Here is a 17,703-nt window from a genome sequence, read left to right as displayed (position 1 = left end):
CACCACCATGACCACTAAGCACGACAGCCACGACGCCCTCCGCGACGAACTCGCCGCCCTCACCACCGAGGCGACCGACCACTCACTGGACGACATCGACACGATCTCCACGCTGGAAGCCGCCCAGCGCATGAACGCTGGAGACCGCAGCGTGCCCGCGGCACTGGAGCCGTGCCTCCCGGCCATCGCCCTGGCGGCAGACTCGATCGCCGCAGCCTTCGCGCGCGGCGGCAGACTCGTCTACGTCGGCGCCGGCACGCCGGGCCGGCTCGGCGTCCTCGACGCCAGCGAGTGCCCGCCCACCTTCAGCACCGACCCGAGCCAGGTGGTGGGGCTCATCGCCGGCGGCGACGTCGCCCTGACCACCGCCGTCGAGGGTGCGGAGGACGACGAAGCAGCGGCCGTCCGCGACCTCGCCGCGCTCGGCCTGACGGCCGACGACGTGGTCGTCGGGGTCAGCGCGTCCGGCAGGACGCCCTACGTGATCGCAGCCATCCTGGAGGCCCGGCGCCGCTCCGCCCTGTCGGTCTCCGTCGCGTGCAACCCCGACTCGGCCGCGGGGCGGGAGGCGGACATCGCGATCGACGTCGTCGTCGGCCCCGAGTTCATCGCCGGCTCGACCCGCCTGAAGGCGGGCACCGCGCAGAAGCTCGTGCTGAACATGCTCACCACGCTCGCGATGGTGCGCAGCCACAAGACGTACGGCAACCGCATGGTCGACGTGCGGGCCACGAACGCGAAGCTCGTCGCGCGGGCGTTCTCGCTCGTGCAGGACGTGACCGGCGCTGCTTCCGCCGACGTCCAGGCGGCGCTGGATGCCTCGGACGGCGAGGTGAAGACCGCCATCGCCGTGATCCTGACCGGCGCCTCGGCCGCTTCGGCCCGTGAGCGCCTCGTCGCTGCTTCCGGTTCGTTGCGCGCCGTGCTGTAGAGCTCTTTCCCCCTTTTCCGTTTCCTTTCCCCCGAGGAGCACAGCAATGCCCGATGCACAGCAACTCGCCCAGCAGATCCTCGACGCCGTCGGCGGTTCTGCGAACATCGCCGACGTCGAGAACTGCATGACCCGCCTGCGGGTCGAGGTCGTGTCCGACTCCTCCGTCGCGCTCGACGACCTGAAGGCCACCGACGGCGTCATGGCCGCCATCGCGGCCGGCTCGAACCTGCAGATCGTGCTCGGTCCGGGTCTCGTCGACCGCGTGGCCGACGGCCTGGAGGCCCTGCGCGCGGCCGCCCCGTCGGCTGCGGCTGGTGGGTCTGGTGCGTCGCCTGAGGAGCTCGCTGCTCGCGGCGCGTCCATCAAGGCGACCGCGCGGTCCCGTTCCGACGGCCGCACCATGCGCGCGATCCGGAAGATCTCCGCGATCTTCATCCCGCTCATCCCCGCGCTGATCGCCTGCGGGCTGATCGCCGGGATCAACGGGATCCTGACGAACCTGGGGTGGGTGCCTGCGCTGACGCCGTTCCTCGGCGTGCTCTCGTCCGGCTTCCTGTCCCTGCTCGCCGTCTTCGTCGGGATGAACGCCGCGAAGGAGTTCGGCGGCACGCCCATCCTCGGTGGCGCGGTCGGCGGCATCATCGTCGCGGCCGGCGTCGCGAACGTCACCGTGTTCGGCGAGACCCTGGCTCCCGGGCAGGGCGGAGTGCTCGGTGCACTGGCCGGTGGCATCCTCGCCGCCTACGTCGAGCGCTTCATGCGCCGGGTCACGCCGGACGTCATCGCGCTCATCGTGGTGCCGACCGTCACCGTGCTCGTCGCCGGTTCGGTGACGCTGGGGATCCTGATGTCCGTCGCCGGTGTCGTCTCGGTCGCGATCGGGACTGCTGCGACCTGGCTGCTCGCGAACGGTGGGGCCTTCGCCGGCTTCGTACTCGGAGGGCTCTTCCTGCCGCTCGTCATGACCGGCATGCACCAGGGGCTCATCCCCATCCACACCACGCTGATCGACCAGACCGGGTGGACCGTGCTGCTGCCCGTGCTGGCGATGGGTGGTGCCGGGCAGATCGGTGCCTGCATCGCGCTGTGGGTGCGGTTCCGGTCGAACGCCTCGCTGGTGCGGACCATCCGTGGTGCGCTGCCGGCCGGGTTTCTCGGCGTCGGAGAGCCCCTGATCTACGGTGTGACGCTCCCCTCGGGCGGCCGTTCATCACCGCGTGCATCGGTGGGGCGTTCGGCGGCGGTGTCGTCGGGCTGTTCGACCAGCTCGGGCACTCCGTCGGGGCGATCGCCATCGGGGCGTCGGACCTGTCGCTCATCCCGCTGCTGAACGGGTCGTCCGGCTACGGGTGGGCGTTGCTCGGGTACGGGTCGGGGCTCGTGGTGGCGTACGTCGTGGGGTTCGTGGCGACGTTGTTGTTCGGGGTGTCGGAGTCGGTGCGGGCTGACCTCGAGGCGCAGTCGGCTTCCCCGTCCGGCGACCCTGTCGCTCCAGACGCCCCGCTCGACGTGCAGGTCACGTCGGCTGACTCCGTGGGAGCTGCGCGCTGACGCGATTGGGCGCGAGCGCGTACCTGGCGCAAGGCCCGCTGACTGGTCCGACCTTCGAGGCCGCCGCGGCCGCCGCGGCCGCCGGAGCGACGCTCGCGTTCACCTCGTTGCACATCCCGGAGGACTCGCCTTCGGGCGCCCGAGCCGCTGCGACCGCGGGCGTGTCGGCTGCTGCGTCCTCGGGGTTGTCGGTCGTCGCGGACGTCTCCCCCAATACCGCACGGTTGCTCGGGGATTCGCCATGGGAGTTCCTGCGGTCGATCGGAGTGGCTCGGGCGCGGATCGACTTCGGGTTCTCGGTCCCTGAGATCCTCTCGATCGCTGCCGTCCTGCCGATCGCCCTCAACGCGAGCACGCTGCGGGCCGCCGACCTGGCGCCGTTCGCTGACCTGGACGTCGAGCTGATCCACAACTTCTACCCGCGAGAGTGGACCGGGCTGGCGCTGTCGTCCGTGGCTTCGTCGGTCGCCGATGCCCGGCAGTTCGGTTGGCGGGGAGACACTGCGGAGAAGTCCCGATCAAGCTCTGGGACCTTCCCCCGGATCGTCGATTCGCCCAGCCTGGGCGAGTTTCTTCGCTTCTGACAGAGCGAACCGACGGCTGCAATCCAGGCAGTCGGGCGCTTTCGATTCAGATTGGTACCGGTGGGAGTTGAACCCATAGGCCGCGGCCCCAGCACGCGGGCCAAGCGGCGCGATCCCTAAACTGGCTGGGAACATGGGCGGAGTTGCTCCCACCTTCACACTTCTCGAAACCGGCGTTCCGTTGGCTTTGTGACAACCCCCTGCTCAAGCAGGGCGTTACGAGCCGCCCAGTACTCGGAGTCAGACACGCCGAGGGTCTCTCGAAGCTCTCGGTTGGTTCGAGGAGTTCCATTTGCGGGAAGTAGTTCAACCAAACGGTCAGAGATGACCTCCTTGCTTGACGCCCCCGTCTTCCAGAACCCCGTACCGTGCCGCTTTTTTACCAAACCGCTTCCCCTCCCAAAATAAAGACATCAAAATGCGTTAGTCATGCCTATCACGAACCACAATTCCTCGCGGAACGGTTGATGATTGCCGCCGCGACGACCGCTAGCAGCTAGACAAACGTTCCAGTGCCGGAGGGTTTTTCGTCACCCTTGTATTCAGCACACGCGAACGCCGCCACAGGCGGTAGATCAAGAACGCCCCCACTGTCGACGCCGGTCGCCGACCTTGCCCATGCGAGCATAGTTGACGCTGGCTCGCTCAGTCATGGACGGGGCATACCCGGCACGAGGGCGACGAACCAGATAGACGGCTCGGCACCGGGAACAGTAGAGCTCTGGGACGCCCTGAGGTGGCGGTTGCTCACACCTTCCACGAGAAGCTCCGTTACCGCCCGCTTACCGGCGCAGCCGACGGGGTAGAGCGGGAGAGCCCCAGATGCCCGTAGTGACGGGGATCTGGAGCTCTTTGCGTTGGCGGGGCTTTTGGGATTCTCGTTTAGCCGGTATGGCAGCTGAGATGCACGAGAGCGCGCCAGGACGGTTGCATAGGGCGGAGGGGTGCTCTTGCATACGGACGAGGGTAGCGAATGGGCATTCCGGCCTAGGTTGGTCCCGCCATTTCAGCTGATCATCCGAGCAGGGACGCGAACTCTTCGTCGGTGAGGAACGTCCTGCCGCTCTCGGCGGCGTAGTCGACGTTGTCGACGATGATGCTTGCGCCCGCGGGATCGTAAGTGTCGTACCGGTGGTCGGGGCTCACGAGCACGCAGGCCGGGATGATGAACTCAGCAACTAGGGGCTCGGCTTCCGCCGCTCGGCGGAGAAAGCTCACACCGGAGATGCCCTCGATGAAGTGCTCGGAGGCGCCGAACGCAGGCAGGAGCCGTTCGACGATCTGCTGAATGAGTCGAACGGCCTCGAGCGCGATTGCGCGTGCGCCGGTGTCTTGCAACTCGGGAAGATTGAAATGTATGGCGTCATTGCGGAGGCGGTGCAGCATCCGGAAGTGTCGCTGCAGGTCGGTCGTGAGGACTCCCCAAGCAGCAAGTGTCCGGATCGCTTTAGCCCAGTTGTCGGTTGTCGCCTTCTTCACGTAGCGGGTCGCGGCGTGGTCGGCGAAGTGCGAATCACGCATCCGAAGGATGAGTTGGTTGAGCAGGCGTTCGCCGAGGGCACAGGCGGCGGTGAGTGCTGGGTAGTACGCCCCGATGACGAACGCTGCCCTGGCTTCGACGAGGAAGCGGGTATGCACTGACAGGATCGATAGTGTGGGCCCGAGCGCGAGGAAATCATCGAGTTTGCGCTGGGCGTCCTGTGATCCGAACTCCGCCTCAAGCCCGCCACGGAGCGTCTGCACGCTCTCCGAGTGAAGGTGGTGAGCCTCTTCTCCCCAGCCTTCGGTGGGCTCTAGTTGCAGCGTCCTGGCCCGCAAGTCGAAGAACATCTCGACCGGACGGTAGCGCCGCACTTCGTCGAGTTCAGATCGCGCAGCGCCCGCAACGACGGGTGAGTAGCTCATAGCGAGGATTGTCTCGGATCGAACGCTCGCAGGCGAGTCAACTGGCTTACCTACCCCCTGAGCGGCGAGAGGTCCGGCCGCGCGGCGCTCCCAAATTCTGCGTCCGCGGTCGTGCGGTGCGGGATCGGTCCTGCCCTGGATGCCGGCCGAGCCGAGGTCCCCCCCCCCCCCCCCGTGGGTGCTGCTGCCCACCTTCACTGATCGCCGTGCGAGCCGACTGGACGACATATGCGCAGGCCAGCGTTCACGGGCCATCTTGCGCCGACGTCGTCTTCACAGTACGGGCGCCTCGATGGCACCGCCGCCACGGCTGCCGTCCGGCGTACAAATCGGTTCGTGCGCCCGCTGAAACTTTCGATCAACCTCATCGCTTACGTTCAGAGGGGCAGATCCCCCCCCCCCGGGAACCGTCGGCGGCGACGCCGTCCCTCCCCGCCAATGCGGGGCGGCGGGGAACCGCGACAACCTATGATGAGGCAGTGACCGGCAGAGACGCCCCTAGTCAGCCCGCATCGCCTCCTGAGCGGCGGGCGGGGTCAAGTGGCGGCTCCGCGAATGACCTCGGAAGCGACCACCGCGCTGGCGTGGCTGCGTTCCTCGCTGCCGCAGCGCTGACGGACAACCCGGCTGTTGAGGATGAACCGGGGATCATCGGCGCAATCGATCTCGAAACCGATGAGCCTACGGATGACTTGCTCGTCACGATGCAGGACGGCAGGCGTTGGTTCGTCCAGGCGAAACGCTCTGGAACCATCGGTACTTCGCTTGACGAGACGGCATCGCAGTGGGCGGCGCAGGAGCTTCGTCCAGGCGACAGCCTTGTTATGGCTTCTGCGACGTTCTCCCAACCGCTTCTAGACGCGCAGGCCGTAATGGTGCACGACCGGTCCGGGCGCGGGGTACCGCCGAACACTGCCGCTCGTCAGAATCTCAAACGCGTCACCGATCGACTCGATGCAACTCAACCGGGCCTTGGGGCAAAAGCCCGCGACAACGCCCGCTTCTTTGAATGTGACACGTTCGACAACGGCCACCACGCAGCGATTGCAGCAGCTCGATTAGACAGCGTCGTTGGACACGGCAAGGGCCGCGCCGCGCTGAACGTGCTGATCCGCACCTTTCAGCGAGGCGCCGGCAGGCGGCAACGCACCGTGCTTGATGACTGGATCAGAGCGCTCGAGGATGGCCAGGTTCCAATCGTCGCCACAGCATCTGGGTCAGCCGGACAACGTCGCTCCCTTCATCGAAGCGTGCTCGCGGACTACCGCAGCACTCTCGCGGGACGAGTGGATCGACTGGATCTCGCAACGGTCGTTCCCGGAATGCGGCCGGTGACGATACTCAATCTGCTCCATTCGTGGGAGCTGGAGCGGCCCACACTCCGAAACCGTGGCCGCACCCTCACCGCGCCCATCGATGGCGTGTGTCGCCGCGAGCTTCGTGTACTCATCGAGGGACTCCCCGGCATGGGAAAGACCACCGCTCTAGAACAGCTCACCGCCCGGTTGGCCGCCGACCCGGACGCGCCGACTCCGCTCTGGGTGCGGTTCACTGCGCTTGCCGCCGAAACCGAACGACCCGAAGATGTCACTCTGCACCGACTCGCGGATATAGCCAGCCGACGGGCGAACACGCAGGATCAGCACGCAGTCCGAGACGCTCTGATCATCGCTGCCGAAGAAGGAGACGCCGTCTTCCTCATCGACGGCCTCGATGAGTCCTTCGCGAAGCTTCACTCGGTCGCCGCTGGACTGGAAGAACTCATCCCTGCGCTCGATCCCGAAAACGGCTGGATCGTAACCTCACGCCCCGACGCGGCACGGTATCTCAAGATCGACATCCTCGACATGGAGCGAACGCTGCTTCGGCACCGCGGCTCCCACGAAAAAGTCGTGAGCGCAATCTTGCACAACGCAGCCAAGGAACGAAGCGTGGCCGAGGCGGAACAGGCAGGCTGGGTGAGCCAACGCGCAGAATGGCAAACAAGCCCAGGCGAACGGCGCCGCGACCCGCTGCTTGAAACGCCAATGGTGGTCTCCCTCATCGCGTCCCACGCCGCGCGACATGACTCCCCTCCGAAGTCCGCGATCGACCTCCTACCTTCGGTCCTGTACGAACGTGCCGCGTCTCAGCCGACACTCCGTGGTGCCGCCGCGCCGGCGGAAGGTTGGAACTCGAACATCGCCGGGGACATGGCCCTTGACGTCCTCCTAGCCGTCGGACACCGCCTCGGCACAGCAGAAGCCATCTCATCTGCCGAGGCCATGCGCGAGGCGGTCACTTCGCTCGCTGCATGGGAACTGCCGAAACCGACAGCCAACGCCGTCGCCAAGCAACTGTTGTGGTTCTGGGACGAACGAGCGGCCGTGTTGCTGCGCGACAACGACGAGGTACGAGCGAGGTCCAGGCGGTGGATCGACGCGGCGGATGCGATTTGGGTTTCCCGACAGGACACCGCTGCGCTCAACGCCTGGGTGTCCGAACGGCTTACAGCGGCGGGTACTCTCGACGCCTTCCCACCCGCACTCGCTATCGACCCGCGCGTTCTGCAGGCCATCATCGAAGTCGCTGCGGAAGCAACGGACATCGGTGCGAGCGCAGCCGCGGTACTCGCCGATTGGGCAGCACGAGGCCGACTAGGCGCTGCAGATGCGGCTGCTGCGTTCTCCGCCCTCGTGTCGGCTCTCACCAGAAATGCGCCTCCTTCACCGGTCGGTGAAGTCTCCTCCCAAGAGGAGGAACCCGACCGGGTTCGACTGCGGTTGGTCGCGCTCGCAATCCCGCTTGAGCAGGCGGATCGAGCCGCCCGAGACACCTTCCTCAATGCCATCGCCGTCTCCGGCATGGACCAGCTCGTCCTGCGGGCGATCGCCGCTATGAGCGACGCCATCTCGGACCGTGCTTCCACGCCTCCGGCTGCCGCTTTGGAACTCATAGGGGCCGTTCACTTCCCTGAAAAGCGCGACCCGATGAAGCGCGATCAGCACACTGGCGTATACAGCTTCACGTCACGGCCACGACGCCCACCGGGACTGATCGACTTCGCCCGTCACCTTGTCGGCTCGGAGATTCAGATTGACGACGACCAAGCCCAGTGGCTGTTTCGTGCCGCCGGCACCGGATCGCCAGACGATTGGGTGCAGCTGACGACGGCGCTGCAGAATCGAGGATTCCGGAGCACGAGCCCGCTGATCGACATGAGCCTCTTCGAGCGCATCGCGAAGAGCCTGAAGTCACACGCCGAGCTGGTCTGGTACCTCAAACCGCTGACTCAACTCCGGGTGACGCAGCTACCACCAGACTGGCGACTACGCAGCCTGTCAGCCCTGCTTCGCGCGCTGTTTGAGCACGAGCCCTCCCGCATCACCGGCCAAGTAACCTCCCGGCTTCCCGCACAAATCGATGACTGGCTGACAACAGCCGCACGCTATTACGCTCTCTCGATCGACCAGCTCGCCGCGGACGCCAGCTATGTACTCGCGATGTCACTCGCTCCCGAAAGACGGGCTGCCCTCCTGCTCTGCGAAAGCAAGAACCCGCCTCAGGAACACCCGGAGGTGCTTGACCAAGATGACTGGAGCACCGTCGCGAGGCTGCTGTCAAGCGAGTCGGAGTGGATCAGTGACACCGCTCTGAGCATCCTCACCACTGCCAGACGCAGCCTCTCCCTTCCAACCGATCAAGCCACATCCCTGGCTCTTCCCGCGCACGTTGCATTCAACTACGCGCTGGCGCATGTGTGGGCTGCTCAGAACCCGCTGGACGCGGCCCGATCTCTGCTGGACGACGGGCGGCCCGCATACCGCCGAGCCGCCGCCGCTGCTCTTCGCGTCGTCACCGCGGACGATGCGTCTCGTACTGCACTCGCCGCGCTGAAAAGCGACCCGGATTGGTCCGTTCGGGTAGCTGCCGGCGCCGTCCAAGAGGAAGCCGAAGGAGCAGTCTTCTGGTCGTGCCCCGACTGCGATCACGAGAACCCTGGAACCGTCGCCGTCCCGTGCGAGCGATGTGGAGTGAGCGATCGACCAGACGCGGCCTACGAGCCGTTCTAGGTCTAAAAGGCTCGGCGGGCCTCTGAAGGGCGCAACCACGGCGGGCTGATGCGCTGATCGGCGTGATGAGACGGCTGTCGCAGACGCGGCCGTCTCATCACGAATTAGGGCGCCGTCTGAACGGCTGACGCGACACCGACAATCACCGCAGCGAATACGACGACGCCAACGAAGCTGTAGAGCGCCGACTGGAACGCCGCGAACTTCGCGTCCGCGATCCGCGCGAGCGCGCGCGCCTGCTCCCACGCCATCGACGCCGACGCGGCCTTGAACGTGTCGTCATCAGGACTGAAGAGCGCCACGCTCGGCCAGGCGAATGCGTTCCTGCCCCCGCTGACGTCACGCCGCGGCACCAACGCGCTGACGAGAAACCACAGCGTCACCACCGCTGATACAACAAAAGCGACGGCGACCACTGCGACCACGATCCGCCACCCTCAGATCCGCCGAAGATCGCCGTCAGGACTGCAGCCGTACGTGAAGCCGTGATCGTGGAAACGGCACCGAATCCGGCAGCGAGCACCGTCGCCTTCGTGTCAGCGTTCTTGATCCACGCGCCGAACTCGGTGATGGCGCTCTTCGCGTACTCGAACGCAAGCTTCTCGTCGGGAAGTGTTCTCGAAGTCCGGCTGGTGCGCATGCGCGAAGCCTACTTGCAAGTCGCGAGCACAGCGGTCAGAGCATCGCGTCCGGATCGTTGACCACCGTGAGGAGGTCCTCGTCCGGACCTACAGCATCGACGCGCCTTGACTGCTGCTCCTGCAACACGGCCTCGTCGAGTTCCGTTCGCCGTCGACGGAACGGTCCGTGATGCGCGTTGCCGAGGAACAGGTTCACCGGCGTCTCTCGCTGCAGACTCGCGGCATGCCCCAACGCGATGATGTGTTCGCAGCCCTGATCATCGACACCGTGCACGTCCCACAGCGCCTGGTCGTAGGCGTCGCCGCTATCGATACCGGACGGCTCGTTGCGGTGACGGTCCCGATCGATCGCGTACATCGGGTACCGTCGGCTGCCCCAAACGCCCTTGAGATCGTGTGACCCGAGCCAGGTCAGCGGCAGCCCCATGGGCAAGCCGGACACCTGCGCCTGCGCCAAGATCCAGGCTACCTCCAGCGAGAGCGTGAAGTGGCGCGGCGACCGCAGCGTTGACACGCGGAATCCGGTGTCGAAGCTCGGCCCGAGGTAGTCGTAGAAGTACTCTTCTACATCCTCGGCCGCGACCGCGCGAGCGGACTCGATGATGCCTGCTTCCTGAGGCGCGTGGATGTTCCCACGGGTCGTGTGTGAATCGAGCGTTGGCCGCAGTCGCGCGCCAACCTTCCGGTTTGGCCACGGTGTGACGGCAAGGAACGCGGACCCTTGGGCTAGTAGGTAATCCGAGGCGCCCTCTTCCTCGGCCTCAGCCGATCGGTCGCTGCGGTGCTTCCCGGTGTCAGTGGGGAGGCTGGTATCGGTCTCGCGGGCGATCGATACCTTCTTGCGACGGGTTTCGTCGTACTCGTCCATTGCCGTCAGCCACGCGGTGATGCTGACGATCACGTCTGTCTCTGATGAGACCGCGACCTCAAAAATCAGCTCATCGCCGACTGCTTTCCACAGTTGCGGTTCGAGGCTTGCGGCGGCTGGCGATCGCCTTAGCGCTCGGGCGAACGCTCCGGGGAACTCGGAGTAGAAGTCCAAGAACGAGGTGATCCACTCGTCGTTGCGCTCTTTGAATCGCGTCGAACCGACGAGGTCGCACGTCAGGAAGAGCCGCGAGCGCGGCTCCGGGAACACGTCACTCACGCCAGTTTCAGGCTCTGCGCTCGGATGTCAGCCGCCGCGGTCGAGACCTCGAACGCATCCGCAACCTGGAAGAGGTCACCGCCGAGCCGCTCCCAGGCTTCAACGAACCGAGCGCGCGGCATGAGCAGTGACGCCGCGAAATAGTTCGCTTCCGTTTCCGCACGGGAGCGTCCGAATCGCTTGTATCGCCGCTTCGGCATCTCCAGTTCGTCAATCTTGAAGAACCGGTAATGAAGGAAGTAGTGACCGAGTTCGTGCGCGATGGTGAACCGATCGCGTCGCCAGGACGTCAGCGCTGGCAAGTAGATGGTGAAGTCGCCCTTTGTGCGCACAACCAGGGACTCTTCCGTGTCGCCAACTTCCAGCTGACCGCCGAGCGTTTGCAGGAAGGCCTGCAGGTTCGCTGCGGCGCCCGTCGCGAAGAGTTGATGGTAGTCACCGAGACGGTCCGTGTACGTCTCGATCTGCGCGCGCGTGAGGCCAGCGCCGACGACCGAGGGATCATCGGGAGCCACCGTCGCGAAGGTCATGAGCGGAGTCTATGCCGGACCCCCGACGTTTCGGCCTGTCGCCCTGCAGTGGCGCCGATGAAAGCAGTCGAACCACGGTCACGCGGCGCGGTCTGATGATGCGGAGAGTTCGCACCGCGCCAACGGTCCCCCATGCGGCCGACACGCCGGGGTACGTCGTGAATGTCGGTGACTCACGTCAGGATGGACGTGACGAGAGGGCGCCGATGCTGTCAAACCAGAGCGAGTTCACAAGACACGTCCTCGAGGCGTACGACAACCGGAACACTGTGTTCGCGTCCGGGACCCGGGGTCCCCTCGCCAAGAGTCAGACATCGCTGCCACCCGAACTGCGTCACCTGAGCCTCGGAGACCGGGTGACGCGCCCGGTGGCGAACGTGTTCATCGATCTGCGAGAGTTCACGGCGCGGTCCTTCTGGGACGACCCCGAAGCTGTCGCGGACCTCGCAGACGCGGTCCTGTCGGGTGTCGCCATGGTCGTCGAAGACATGGGCGGCTGGGTCGTTGGACTCCGCGGAGATGGGTTGTACGCCGTCTTCGGACTCGACCCGTTCGTGAGCGAACAACTGTCGATCATCACCGCCGCGGCCTGTTGCGCTCGCGCGCTCTCGGAAGTACGCGACAACCTCAACCCCTGGTTGATCGCGCGGGCCATCGAACCAGTCCGGGTCCGGGCAGGCGCTGACTACGGTCCCGTCGTTTTCATCCGCAGCGGTACGCCCCACGCCAGCGAGGTGAACCCGGTCGGGTTCGCCGCCAACTTCGCATCCAAGTGCGAGAAGTACGCGCTCGCATGGGAAGTCGTCGTAGGAGAGCGTTTCTCGGGCAGCCTCGGCACCGCAACCACCCACCATGACAAGTCGCCGAAGGTGTACCAGCGCGGAGCAGAGCGTCGAACCTACAAGTTCTTCGACTTCAGCTGGGAACTCCTGGTCTCAGCACTCCCCGGATTCGCGGACGACGTCCGCGCCGTAACCCAGGACGCGGTCCGCTAAGACTCCGCACCGATTGGACTCTCATGACACTGCTTCAGGCTCTCCGCTCGATCGGCTACGACGCACCGCGATGGGTCTCCCCATCGGGACGCGTTGTGTTTTCCGACTCGGCTGCCGCCACACCAGTGAAGCCGCACACGTTCCATGGCGGCGCCACTCTCGTGGAAGCCGCACCCACGGCTACCGACACCTGGTGGAGCGACCCCGAATACATTGCTCGTGAGGCAACGGCCATGATGGCATTCCCCGGCTTCACCCAGGTGCAGTTCGACGACCAACCCCCCGGCTGGATCGGAACGATCGACACCGGCTACGGCCGTTTCGAGATTCTCGTCCAACACCGTCGAGATCACGGGCTGCCGCATGTGGTGCCGGTGAGCCCGCGTCGCCGTGAGCGGCCGCTCGGTCGCTCCATGATGCCCTCCGACCACTTGTACGACAATGGCAACCTTTGCGTCGCCGAAAGCGGCGACTGGGACGCATCGACGGACAGCACAGCGACCGTCGTGGCCTGGGCTGCGCACTGGCACGCCTGCTACGTGGCGTGGCGGTCCGGCGGCGGAGTGTGGCCGACGACCGGACTCCGAGCCCCGGATACGAACTGAGCTGGCGGGGCTTCGCAGCCGCGAGGCGTTCCAGACTCGACCCGGCAGCGCCAGACTGCGCGACCAAGTCCGTCGCCTACGACCGTCGCGACCTCCGGTCCGAGTCTGCGCTTGGTGGAGATTGCTCGGATTCTTCGCGAACGCCTCGGCAGCCGCGCTGCGAAGGCACCGCGACGGGAGATGCCGATCGTCGTCGCCCGCGCGCTTGCGCGATTCAACCCCGGCCTGCGATTGCTACTTCCGCAGCTCGGCTTCAATCTGAACTCCACGAGCGCGAAGGCGGAAGCGGTCCTCGGTTGGCGCCCGCGGCGGTAGCCGATTCCGTGCAAGACACCGCCGAAAGCATCCTCAGCCATCGGGCCGCTGCACGATCGGACGCACTCCCATACAACCGCGAGGGAGCGCCCCCCCCCCCAGAGTCGCATGTGGTCGCGCTACGCCGTCGCGGCGCGATCGAGGATGCTGTCGTAGTCGCCGGCGATGCCGAACGCGTGAACGAGATCTCCGACGAGCCGTTCGGCGATCTGATGGGGCGCTTCGACGATCTCGGTGCTGTTAGCGAGGGTCACGGCCTCGTAGGTCTCTTCGTCGTAGACCGGCAGCTGGTAGCTGTTGAAGCGACTGTTCCCAGTGTGTGCGCGGAGGCCGTCAAGGCCGTCGAGGCGGATCCCGAACCCCCACGGTCCGCGATAGGGAAGTACTCCAGCGAGGCGTGCCGCGTACCCGATGATCCGAAATGTCCACGCGACAGGAAGATCATCAATTAGGAACGGCACGTCGCCCGCGATGCGCGGAGCGTTCGCCGTGTAGCTCAGCCGAGACACCAAAACACGCACCGAGCCGGATATTTGCAGTTCGATGTCGGTCGGGTCTTCGCTCCCCATCCAGTCATGCGGTACGCGGCCGTTCGCGAGATTCGTCAGCGCGATGCCTTTCGCGCGCCGAACCGAAGCGTTCAACTCATGAGGACTTGGGGACGCGGACGCGACCCGTTCGGGAACCATCGCTTCAGCTGCGGTGATCAGCTCCAGTCCACGGCGTAGTTCACCACGGACCAGCGCTCGGCCGATGCCTGCTGGTGCGGCGAGCGGCTCCGCGACGAGAAACATCGTGGTCGATGGGATCGGGAGGGGTTGACGGTCACGCTCTTGCGCAAGCGCGTCGTGCACGACCGACTCGGACGTGTTTCGTGCAGCGTGCAACCTCACGACCTCGGCGTCTGCGAGTTGCCGCTTGGTGCGCTCCGAACGCCCGTAGTAGCGTCCGTCAACCATGTGGGGAGCGCCGGGACTGGGTGGAACCTCGATGACGAGGTAGCCATAACCCGGGCGGTCCAGACTCGATGACAGACGAGCGAACATGCAAGCTCGGCTCCGGACGGTTGTCGGCGATTTGCTCGGCCCGCTCGGACGCGTTCTGAAGCGGTATCGGGGACAGTGTGAAGGTGCCTGTACTGGTCTCGTCCACGCCAACGATAAGTACTCCCCGTCGAGCCCGAACGACGCGAGATCGCGAGCGGTCTCCTTCAACGCCTGCGGGCTGCTGCCCAGTTCGCGCTTAAAATCCAGGAAGTGACTCTCCTGCACACCACCCACCTCCAGCGAAGCGCGTAGTTCCGATTCTGATGTCGGTATCCAAGCCACGCATCAAATACTGCCGGAGCATGGCTTTCGACGCGCCCACCAGTGCGGCGCGAATCCACATGTTCTCGGGCAGGCTCGCTGGTCGGGCGCTTCAGCTCGGATAAGCGGCCTCGGTCGCCGACGGATGAACGTTCCGCGGGTCGAGCGCACGCAACGTCGGAGAAGCACAGCGGCGCCGTCGTGCGTCCTCCTCGCCGAGGCGGAGGACGACACGACGGAGCACGCCACCAGCTATTGCGACGAGCGGGTCCCGCTTTCGGCCGCCGAGCTGCCCTGCTCCAGCCTCGGGCTGGGCTGGGACGGGGTTCACCGTCTCGGCAGCTTCATCGGCCGGTGAATCGGTGGAGGACGACGCTGCATCGACCGCGGGAGCGGGGACGTCTGGCTCCGGTTCGGGGACGACCGTCATCGGGTTCTGAACGAACCGCGGTGCGGGCTGGGTGCGCGGGGCTCCTGCGAGCAGCGCGTCAGATCCGGCGAGCCGCTCCTGCAGAAGGTGCTTCTTCACGACGTCCGGTACCGTCCAGCCGTCGTGGTTCTGGATGGCTCGTGCGAAGCCGAGCACTCGGTCCTTAATTGACTGGAGCGTGTTTGGATCGACAACCTGCGTGCCTTCGGGGGCGTGCCGTTTGTGGCGTAGTAGTGAGAGGGGTGCACGAACACGGGGATTCCGGTCGACGACGGGTAATTTTGCTGGTACCAGCTCACATGCCCCGACGCTTGGTCCAGTTCATGCTTGATGATGCGGACATCTTCCCGCGTAACACCGGTCTTCAGTTCGACCAGGAGGTGCTTGTCCTCGGTGATGGCCCAGAGTACGTCGGGGCCGGTTCCGTAGATCTTGTGCTGGCCGCTCGGTTGTGAACCCGAGATGCCGTCCGAGTTCCTCGAACGCCGCCTCGGCCGAGTCGGTGCGGTCTTTGTCGTACTCCATGCGTTCGAGCAGGCCGTTGAACCCAAGCATGAGTTCAACTCCTGAGTCGTACTTGTCGGCGAGGTACTTTGCAGCGGCGTCCGCCTGCGCAGCGGAGGGACGCAGCGTCCGGATCGGGATCGCGGTCAACGGCATGGTCACATTGATGTTCGCTAGACGTGCTTCCATCAGGATCGTTTGAGCGCGGTCATGATCTTGCAGGTTCGCGTAGGCCGCTGCCTGCTCCTTGTACCAACCCTGCTCGTATGGCGGTAACGTTCTGATCCCGTCAAGGAGAGTTTGGGCTGCCCGATCGGGTTGGCCGGCGCGCGCGAGGTCGAACGCGCGCCTGGAAGCGGCGGACTCCGGCCCGATCAGCCCGGTTTTGTTATACTCGACGCCGGCCATTTCCCGGGTTGACACCTTCAACCACGCAGGGTCGCGGCGCAGGAACATATCGAGGGTTTCACGGATCGACTCCAGCCCCTCCCCTTGGATCTGAGCTGAGAGCTGCTGGCTGAGCTTGATTTGAGCCTCGGTAGCTGGTGAGTAATGCTTCCGCAGCTTCGTGGCACGAATCGACATCGCAAGAGTGCTGCCCATCAACAGGACTGCGCAGTGATCTTCAGCATCGCGGATACCGCGCCCCATCCCCTGCTCGATACGTTGCGTCTGCCGCGCGGCGAACGTGTCAGTCCCGTCGAGAGCCGCTGCCTCGCGAGACTCCCCCGGTGTGAGGGGGAACGGCACGCCATCGATGACGAGCAGGCGGCACGCATCGCCTGGCAGGTCAACCCCGTCGTACTTGTTGACAAGGACAACGACGCCCAGCCACTCGCCAGCGCGCAACCGCGGTGCGTTTTTCTTCAGGTCGTCTACGTGCCAGATGTGGTCTGCGCGGTCTCGCCACAGGTCGGCGCGGGAGTCAGACGGCACCAGCACGACAGCATTAAGCCGCTTCGTTTCCTCTTCTGCGCCGCTGCCGCTTCGCTTGCCGCGGGAGAAGTCATAGACGAGATCGCGGACCGCGTCCTCGGACAGCGTCGGGTTCAGGGCGAGCGGGGCAAGGATGAGCCGGTCGCCGAGGTCCGCTGCGCGTTCCGGGGTGACCGGAGTCTTGACATCGGCCTCCGTCGCGCCGAGGTCGGTGACGAGGACGCCGTCGTCGGCGAGTGTCGCGGTGAGGTAGACGCGACGCTTCGCGTTTGCGAAGGCGGGGATCAGCTCAACGGGCGAGCACGGCGGCCGGATTTCAAAGCTGGAAGCGGTGACGGTGGCGTTGCAAAGTTCGAGGACCTGATTGACCAGCGGCCATGAGAAGAACAGCCACTTCAGCTTGTCGTCGTCAGCGTGGTCTTCGAGAATGTCGCGAACCCGGTTGGTATTGGCCTGCCAGCTCCAGAACGGGACGGGCACCGGCGCGGACGGCTGCCCCTGGTCGATCGCCCGCCACCCGGAGGGGCTCTGCGCCTTCAATGCGTCGGCAAACAGATCGGTGATCTTCTTGAACGCCGCGTGACTGGAGGGCACCGTCGTGCGGAACTGTGCCTCAGCGATTGCGAGGGCGGAGTGCGCGTCGTCCACCACGACCGTTCCAAGCGATTGTGTCGGGCGCCCAGTTCCGGCGACGCCGAAGGAGCTGCGCCCATTGATCAGCTTCGCGAACGTGGTGACGAGCACCGCTTCGCCGACGCGGAAATCGTCGCTCCGCGCATCCTGTGTCGTCGGGATCTGCAGTCGCTTGGCTTCAGCGACCACCTGCTCCGCCAAGTAGGTGTCCGGGGTGAGGTAGACCGCGGGTCCGACACCTTCGTTCAAGCTGGACTGCGCGATCAGCAACCCGATGGTTGTCTTGCCGCCCCCGGTGTTCTGCTTGATGACAGTGTCGCGGCGGGTCCGCCGCTGGTACCAAGCCTTGAGCACCTCGCCTTGTTCGAGGCGCAACCGCGGGAAGGGTTTCGACGGTATGGCGGCGAAGATATCTCGCGGGTCAGTGACCACGTTGCCGGCCGCGTTGCCGAGCCTGTTGAGGTCGAGAGGCAAGGTGCCCTCCAGTTCGTCAGTTGCGCACGCGCGGACGCGTCGTGGCGCGAGGATGATTCAAGTATCGGATGCGACTAGCCGATACATGCCGAATTCGCAGCCGTGTCGACCAGACACCGCGCATCCCGGCTGCAGCCCGTGCCGGCCCACGATGACCGGC

Annotated in this window: 15 protein-coding genes; 7 read left to right on the top strand and 8 right to left on the bottom strand. The window is 65.5% G+C overall.

Going from position 1 to position 17,703, the window contains the following annotated elements; genetic code table 11:
* Positions 1-7: 7 nt before the first annotated feature.
* Both murQ and ACZZ0J_RS00230 read left to right on the top strand, forming a co-directional pair.
* Positions 8-931, top strand: coding sequence for an N-acetylmuramic acid 6-phosphate etherase (gene murQ, locus ACZZ0J_RS00235; RefSeq protein WP_463434001.1), 924 nt, complete (start codon positions 8-10; stop codon positions 929-931).
* 46 nt (positions 932-977) lie between these two features.
* A complete protein-coding gene (locus ACZZ0J_RS00230) occupies positions 978-2,264 on the top strand; it encodes a PTS transporter subunit EIIC (protein WP_463433999.1) in 1,287 nt (428 codons plus the stop codon).
* 13 nt (positions 2,265-2,277) lie between these two features.
* Here ACZZ0J_RS00230 and ACZZ0J_RS00225 read toward each other — a convergent pair whose 3' ends face one another.
* Complete coding sequence (locus ACZZ0J_RS00225; protein ID WP_463433997.1) at positions 2,278-2,454, bottom strand: hypothetical protein; 177 nt, start codon at positions 2,452-2,454, stop codon at positions 2,278-2,280.
* Between the two features lie 36 nt (positions 2,455-2,490).
* Here ACZZ0J_RS00225 and ACZZ0J_RS00220 point away from each other — a divergent pair, with 36 nt between their 5' ends.
* A complete protein-coding gene (locus ACZZ0J_RS00220; protein ID WP_463433995.1) occupies positions 2,491-3,069 on the top strand; it encodes a MupG family TIM beta-alpha barrel fold protein in 579 nt (192 codons plus the stop codon).
* Positions 3,070-4,083: 1,014 nt separating this feature from the next.
* Here ACZZ0J_RS00220 and ACZZ0J_RS00215 read toward each other — a convergent pair.
* Positions 4,084-4,974 (bottom strand): hypothetical protein, encoded by an 891-nt coding sequence (locus tag ACZZ0J_RS00215; RefSeq protein ID WP_463433993.1) that lies wholly within the window; start codon positions 4,972-4,974, stop codon positions 4,084-4,086.
* 584 nt (positions 4,975-5,558) lie between these two features.
* Here ACZZ0J_RS00215 and ACZZ0J_RS00210 point away from each other — a divergent pair.
* Positions 5,559-9,026 (top strand): NACHT domain-containing protein, encoded by a 3,468-nt coding sequence (locus ACZZ0J_RS00210; protein ID WP_463433991.1) that lies wholly within the window; start codon positions 5,559-5,561, stop codon positions 9,024-9,026.
* A gap of 104 nt (positions 9,027-9,130) precedes the next feature.
* Here the strand turns inward: ACZZ0J_RS00210 and ACZZ0J_RS00205 are convergent, their stop codons facing one another.
* The 4 genes from ACZZ0J_RS00205 to ACZZ0J_RS00190 are packed head-to-tail and all read right to left on the bottom strand — an operon-like array spanning position 9,131 to position 11,344.
* On the bottom strand, positions 9,131-9,442 hold the full coding sequence (locus ACZZ0J_RS00205; protein WP_463433989.1) for a hypothetical protein: 312 nt from the start codon (positions 9,440-9,442) through the stop codon (positions 9,131-9,133).
* A complete protein-coding gene (locus ACZZ0J_RS00200; protein WP_463433987.1) occupies positions 9,406-9,666 on the bottom strand; it encodes a hypothetical protein in 261 nt (86 codons plus the stop codon). The genes ACZZ0J_RS00205 and ACZZ0J_RS00200 overlap by 37 nt, the downstream gene beginning before the upstream one ends.
* Positions 9,667-9,701: 35 nt before the next feature.
* A complete protein-coding gene (locus ACZZ0J_RS00195) occupies positions 9,702-10,814 on the bottom strand; it encodes a hypothetical protein (protein ID WP_463433985.1) in 1,113 nt (370 codons plus the stop codon).
* Entirely contained in the window at positions 10,811-11,344 is a 534-nt protein-coding gene (locus tag ACZZ0J_RS00190) for an ImmA/IrrE family metallo-endopeptidase (protein WP_463433983.1), read from the bottom strand. Before ACZZ0J_RS00190 ends, ACZZ0J_RS00195 begins: the two co-directional genes overlap by 4 nt.
* 206 nt (positions 11,345-11,550) lie before the next feature.
* Between ACZZ0J_RS00190 and ACZZ0J_RS00185 the strand changes: the two genes are divergently transcribed.
* Positions 11,551-12,339 (top strand): adenylate/guanylate cyclase domain-containing protein, encoded by a 789-nt coding sequence (locus ACZZ0J_RS00185; RefSeq protein WP_463433981.1) that lies wholly within the window; start codon positions 11,551-11,553, stop codon positions 12,337-12,339.
* A gap of 23 nt (positions 12,340-12,362) precedes the next feature.
* The gene (locus ACZZ0J_RS00180; protein WP_463433979.1) at positions 12,363-12,944 is read left to right on the top strand and encodes a hypothetical protein; all 582 of its coding nucleotides are present in this window, start codon (positions 12,363-12,365) and stop codon (positions 12,942-12,944) included.
* Between the two features lie 434 nt (positions 12,945-13,378).
* Here the strand turns inward: ACZZ0J_RS00180 and ACZZ0J_RS00175 are convergent, their stop codons facing one another.
* A complete protein-coding gene (locus ACZZ0J_RS00175; RefSeq protein WP_463433977.1) occupies positions 13,379-14,305 on the bottom strand; it encodes a hypothetical protein in 927 nt (308 codons plus the stop codon).
* Positions 14,306-14,711: 406 nt separating this feature from the next.
* Here ACZZ0J_RS00175 and ACZZ0J_RS00170 point away from each other — a divergent pair, with 406 nt between their 5' ends.
* Positions 14,712-14,924 (top strand): hypothetical protein, encoded by a 213-nt coding sequence (locus tag ACZZ0J_RS00170; RefSeq protein WP_463433975.1) that lies wholly within the window; start codon positions 14,712-14,714, stop codon positions 14,922-14,924.
* A 393-nt stretch (positions 14,925-15,317) separates the two neighbouring features.
* On the opposite strand, the gene ACZZ0J_RS00165 is transcribed toward ACZZ0J_RS00170, so the two are convergent.
* Entirely contained in the window at positions 15,318-17,543 is a 2,226-nt protein-coding gene (locus ACZZ0J_RS00165; protein WP_463433973.1) for a DEAD/DEAH box helicase, read from the bottom strand.
* Positions 17,544-17,703 lie beyond the last annotated feature (160 nt).

It is taken from the genome of Curtobacterium sp. AC272, from assembly GCF_979258155.1.
Note: the sequence above shows the minus strand (reverse complement) of the source record. Positions and strands in the feature narration are given on the sequence as shown.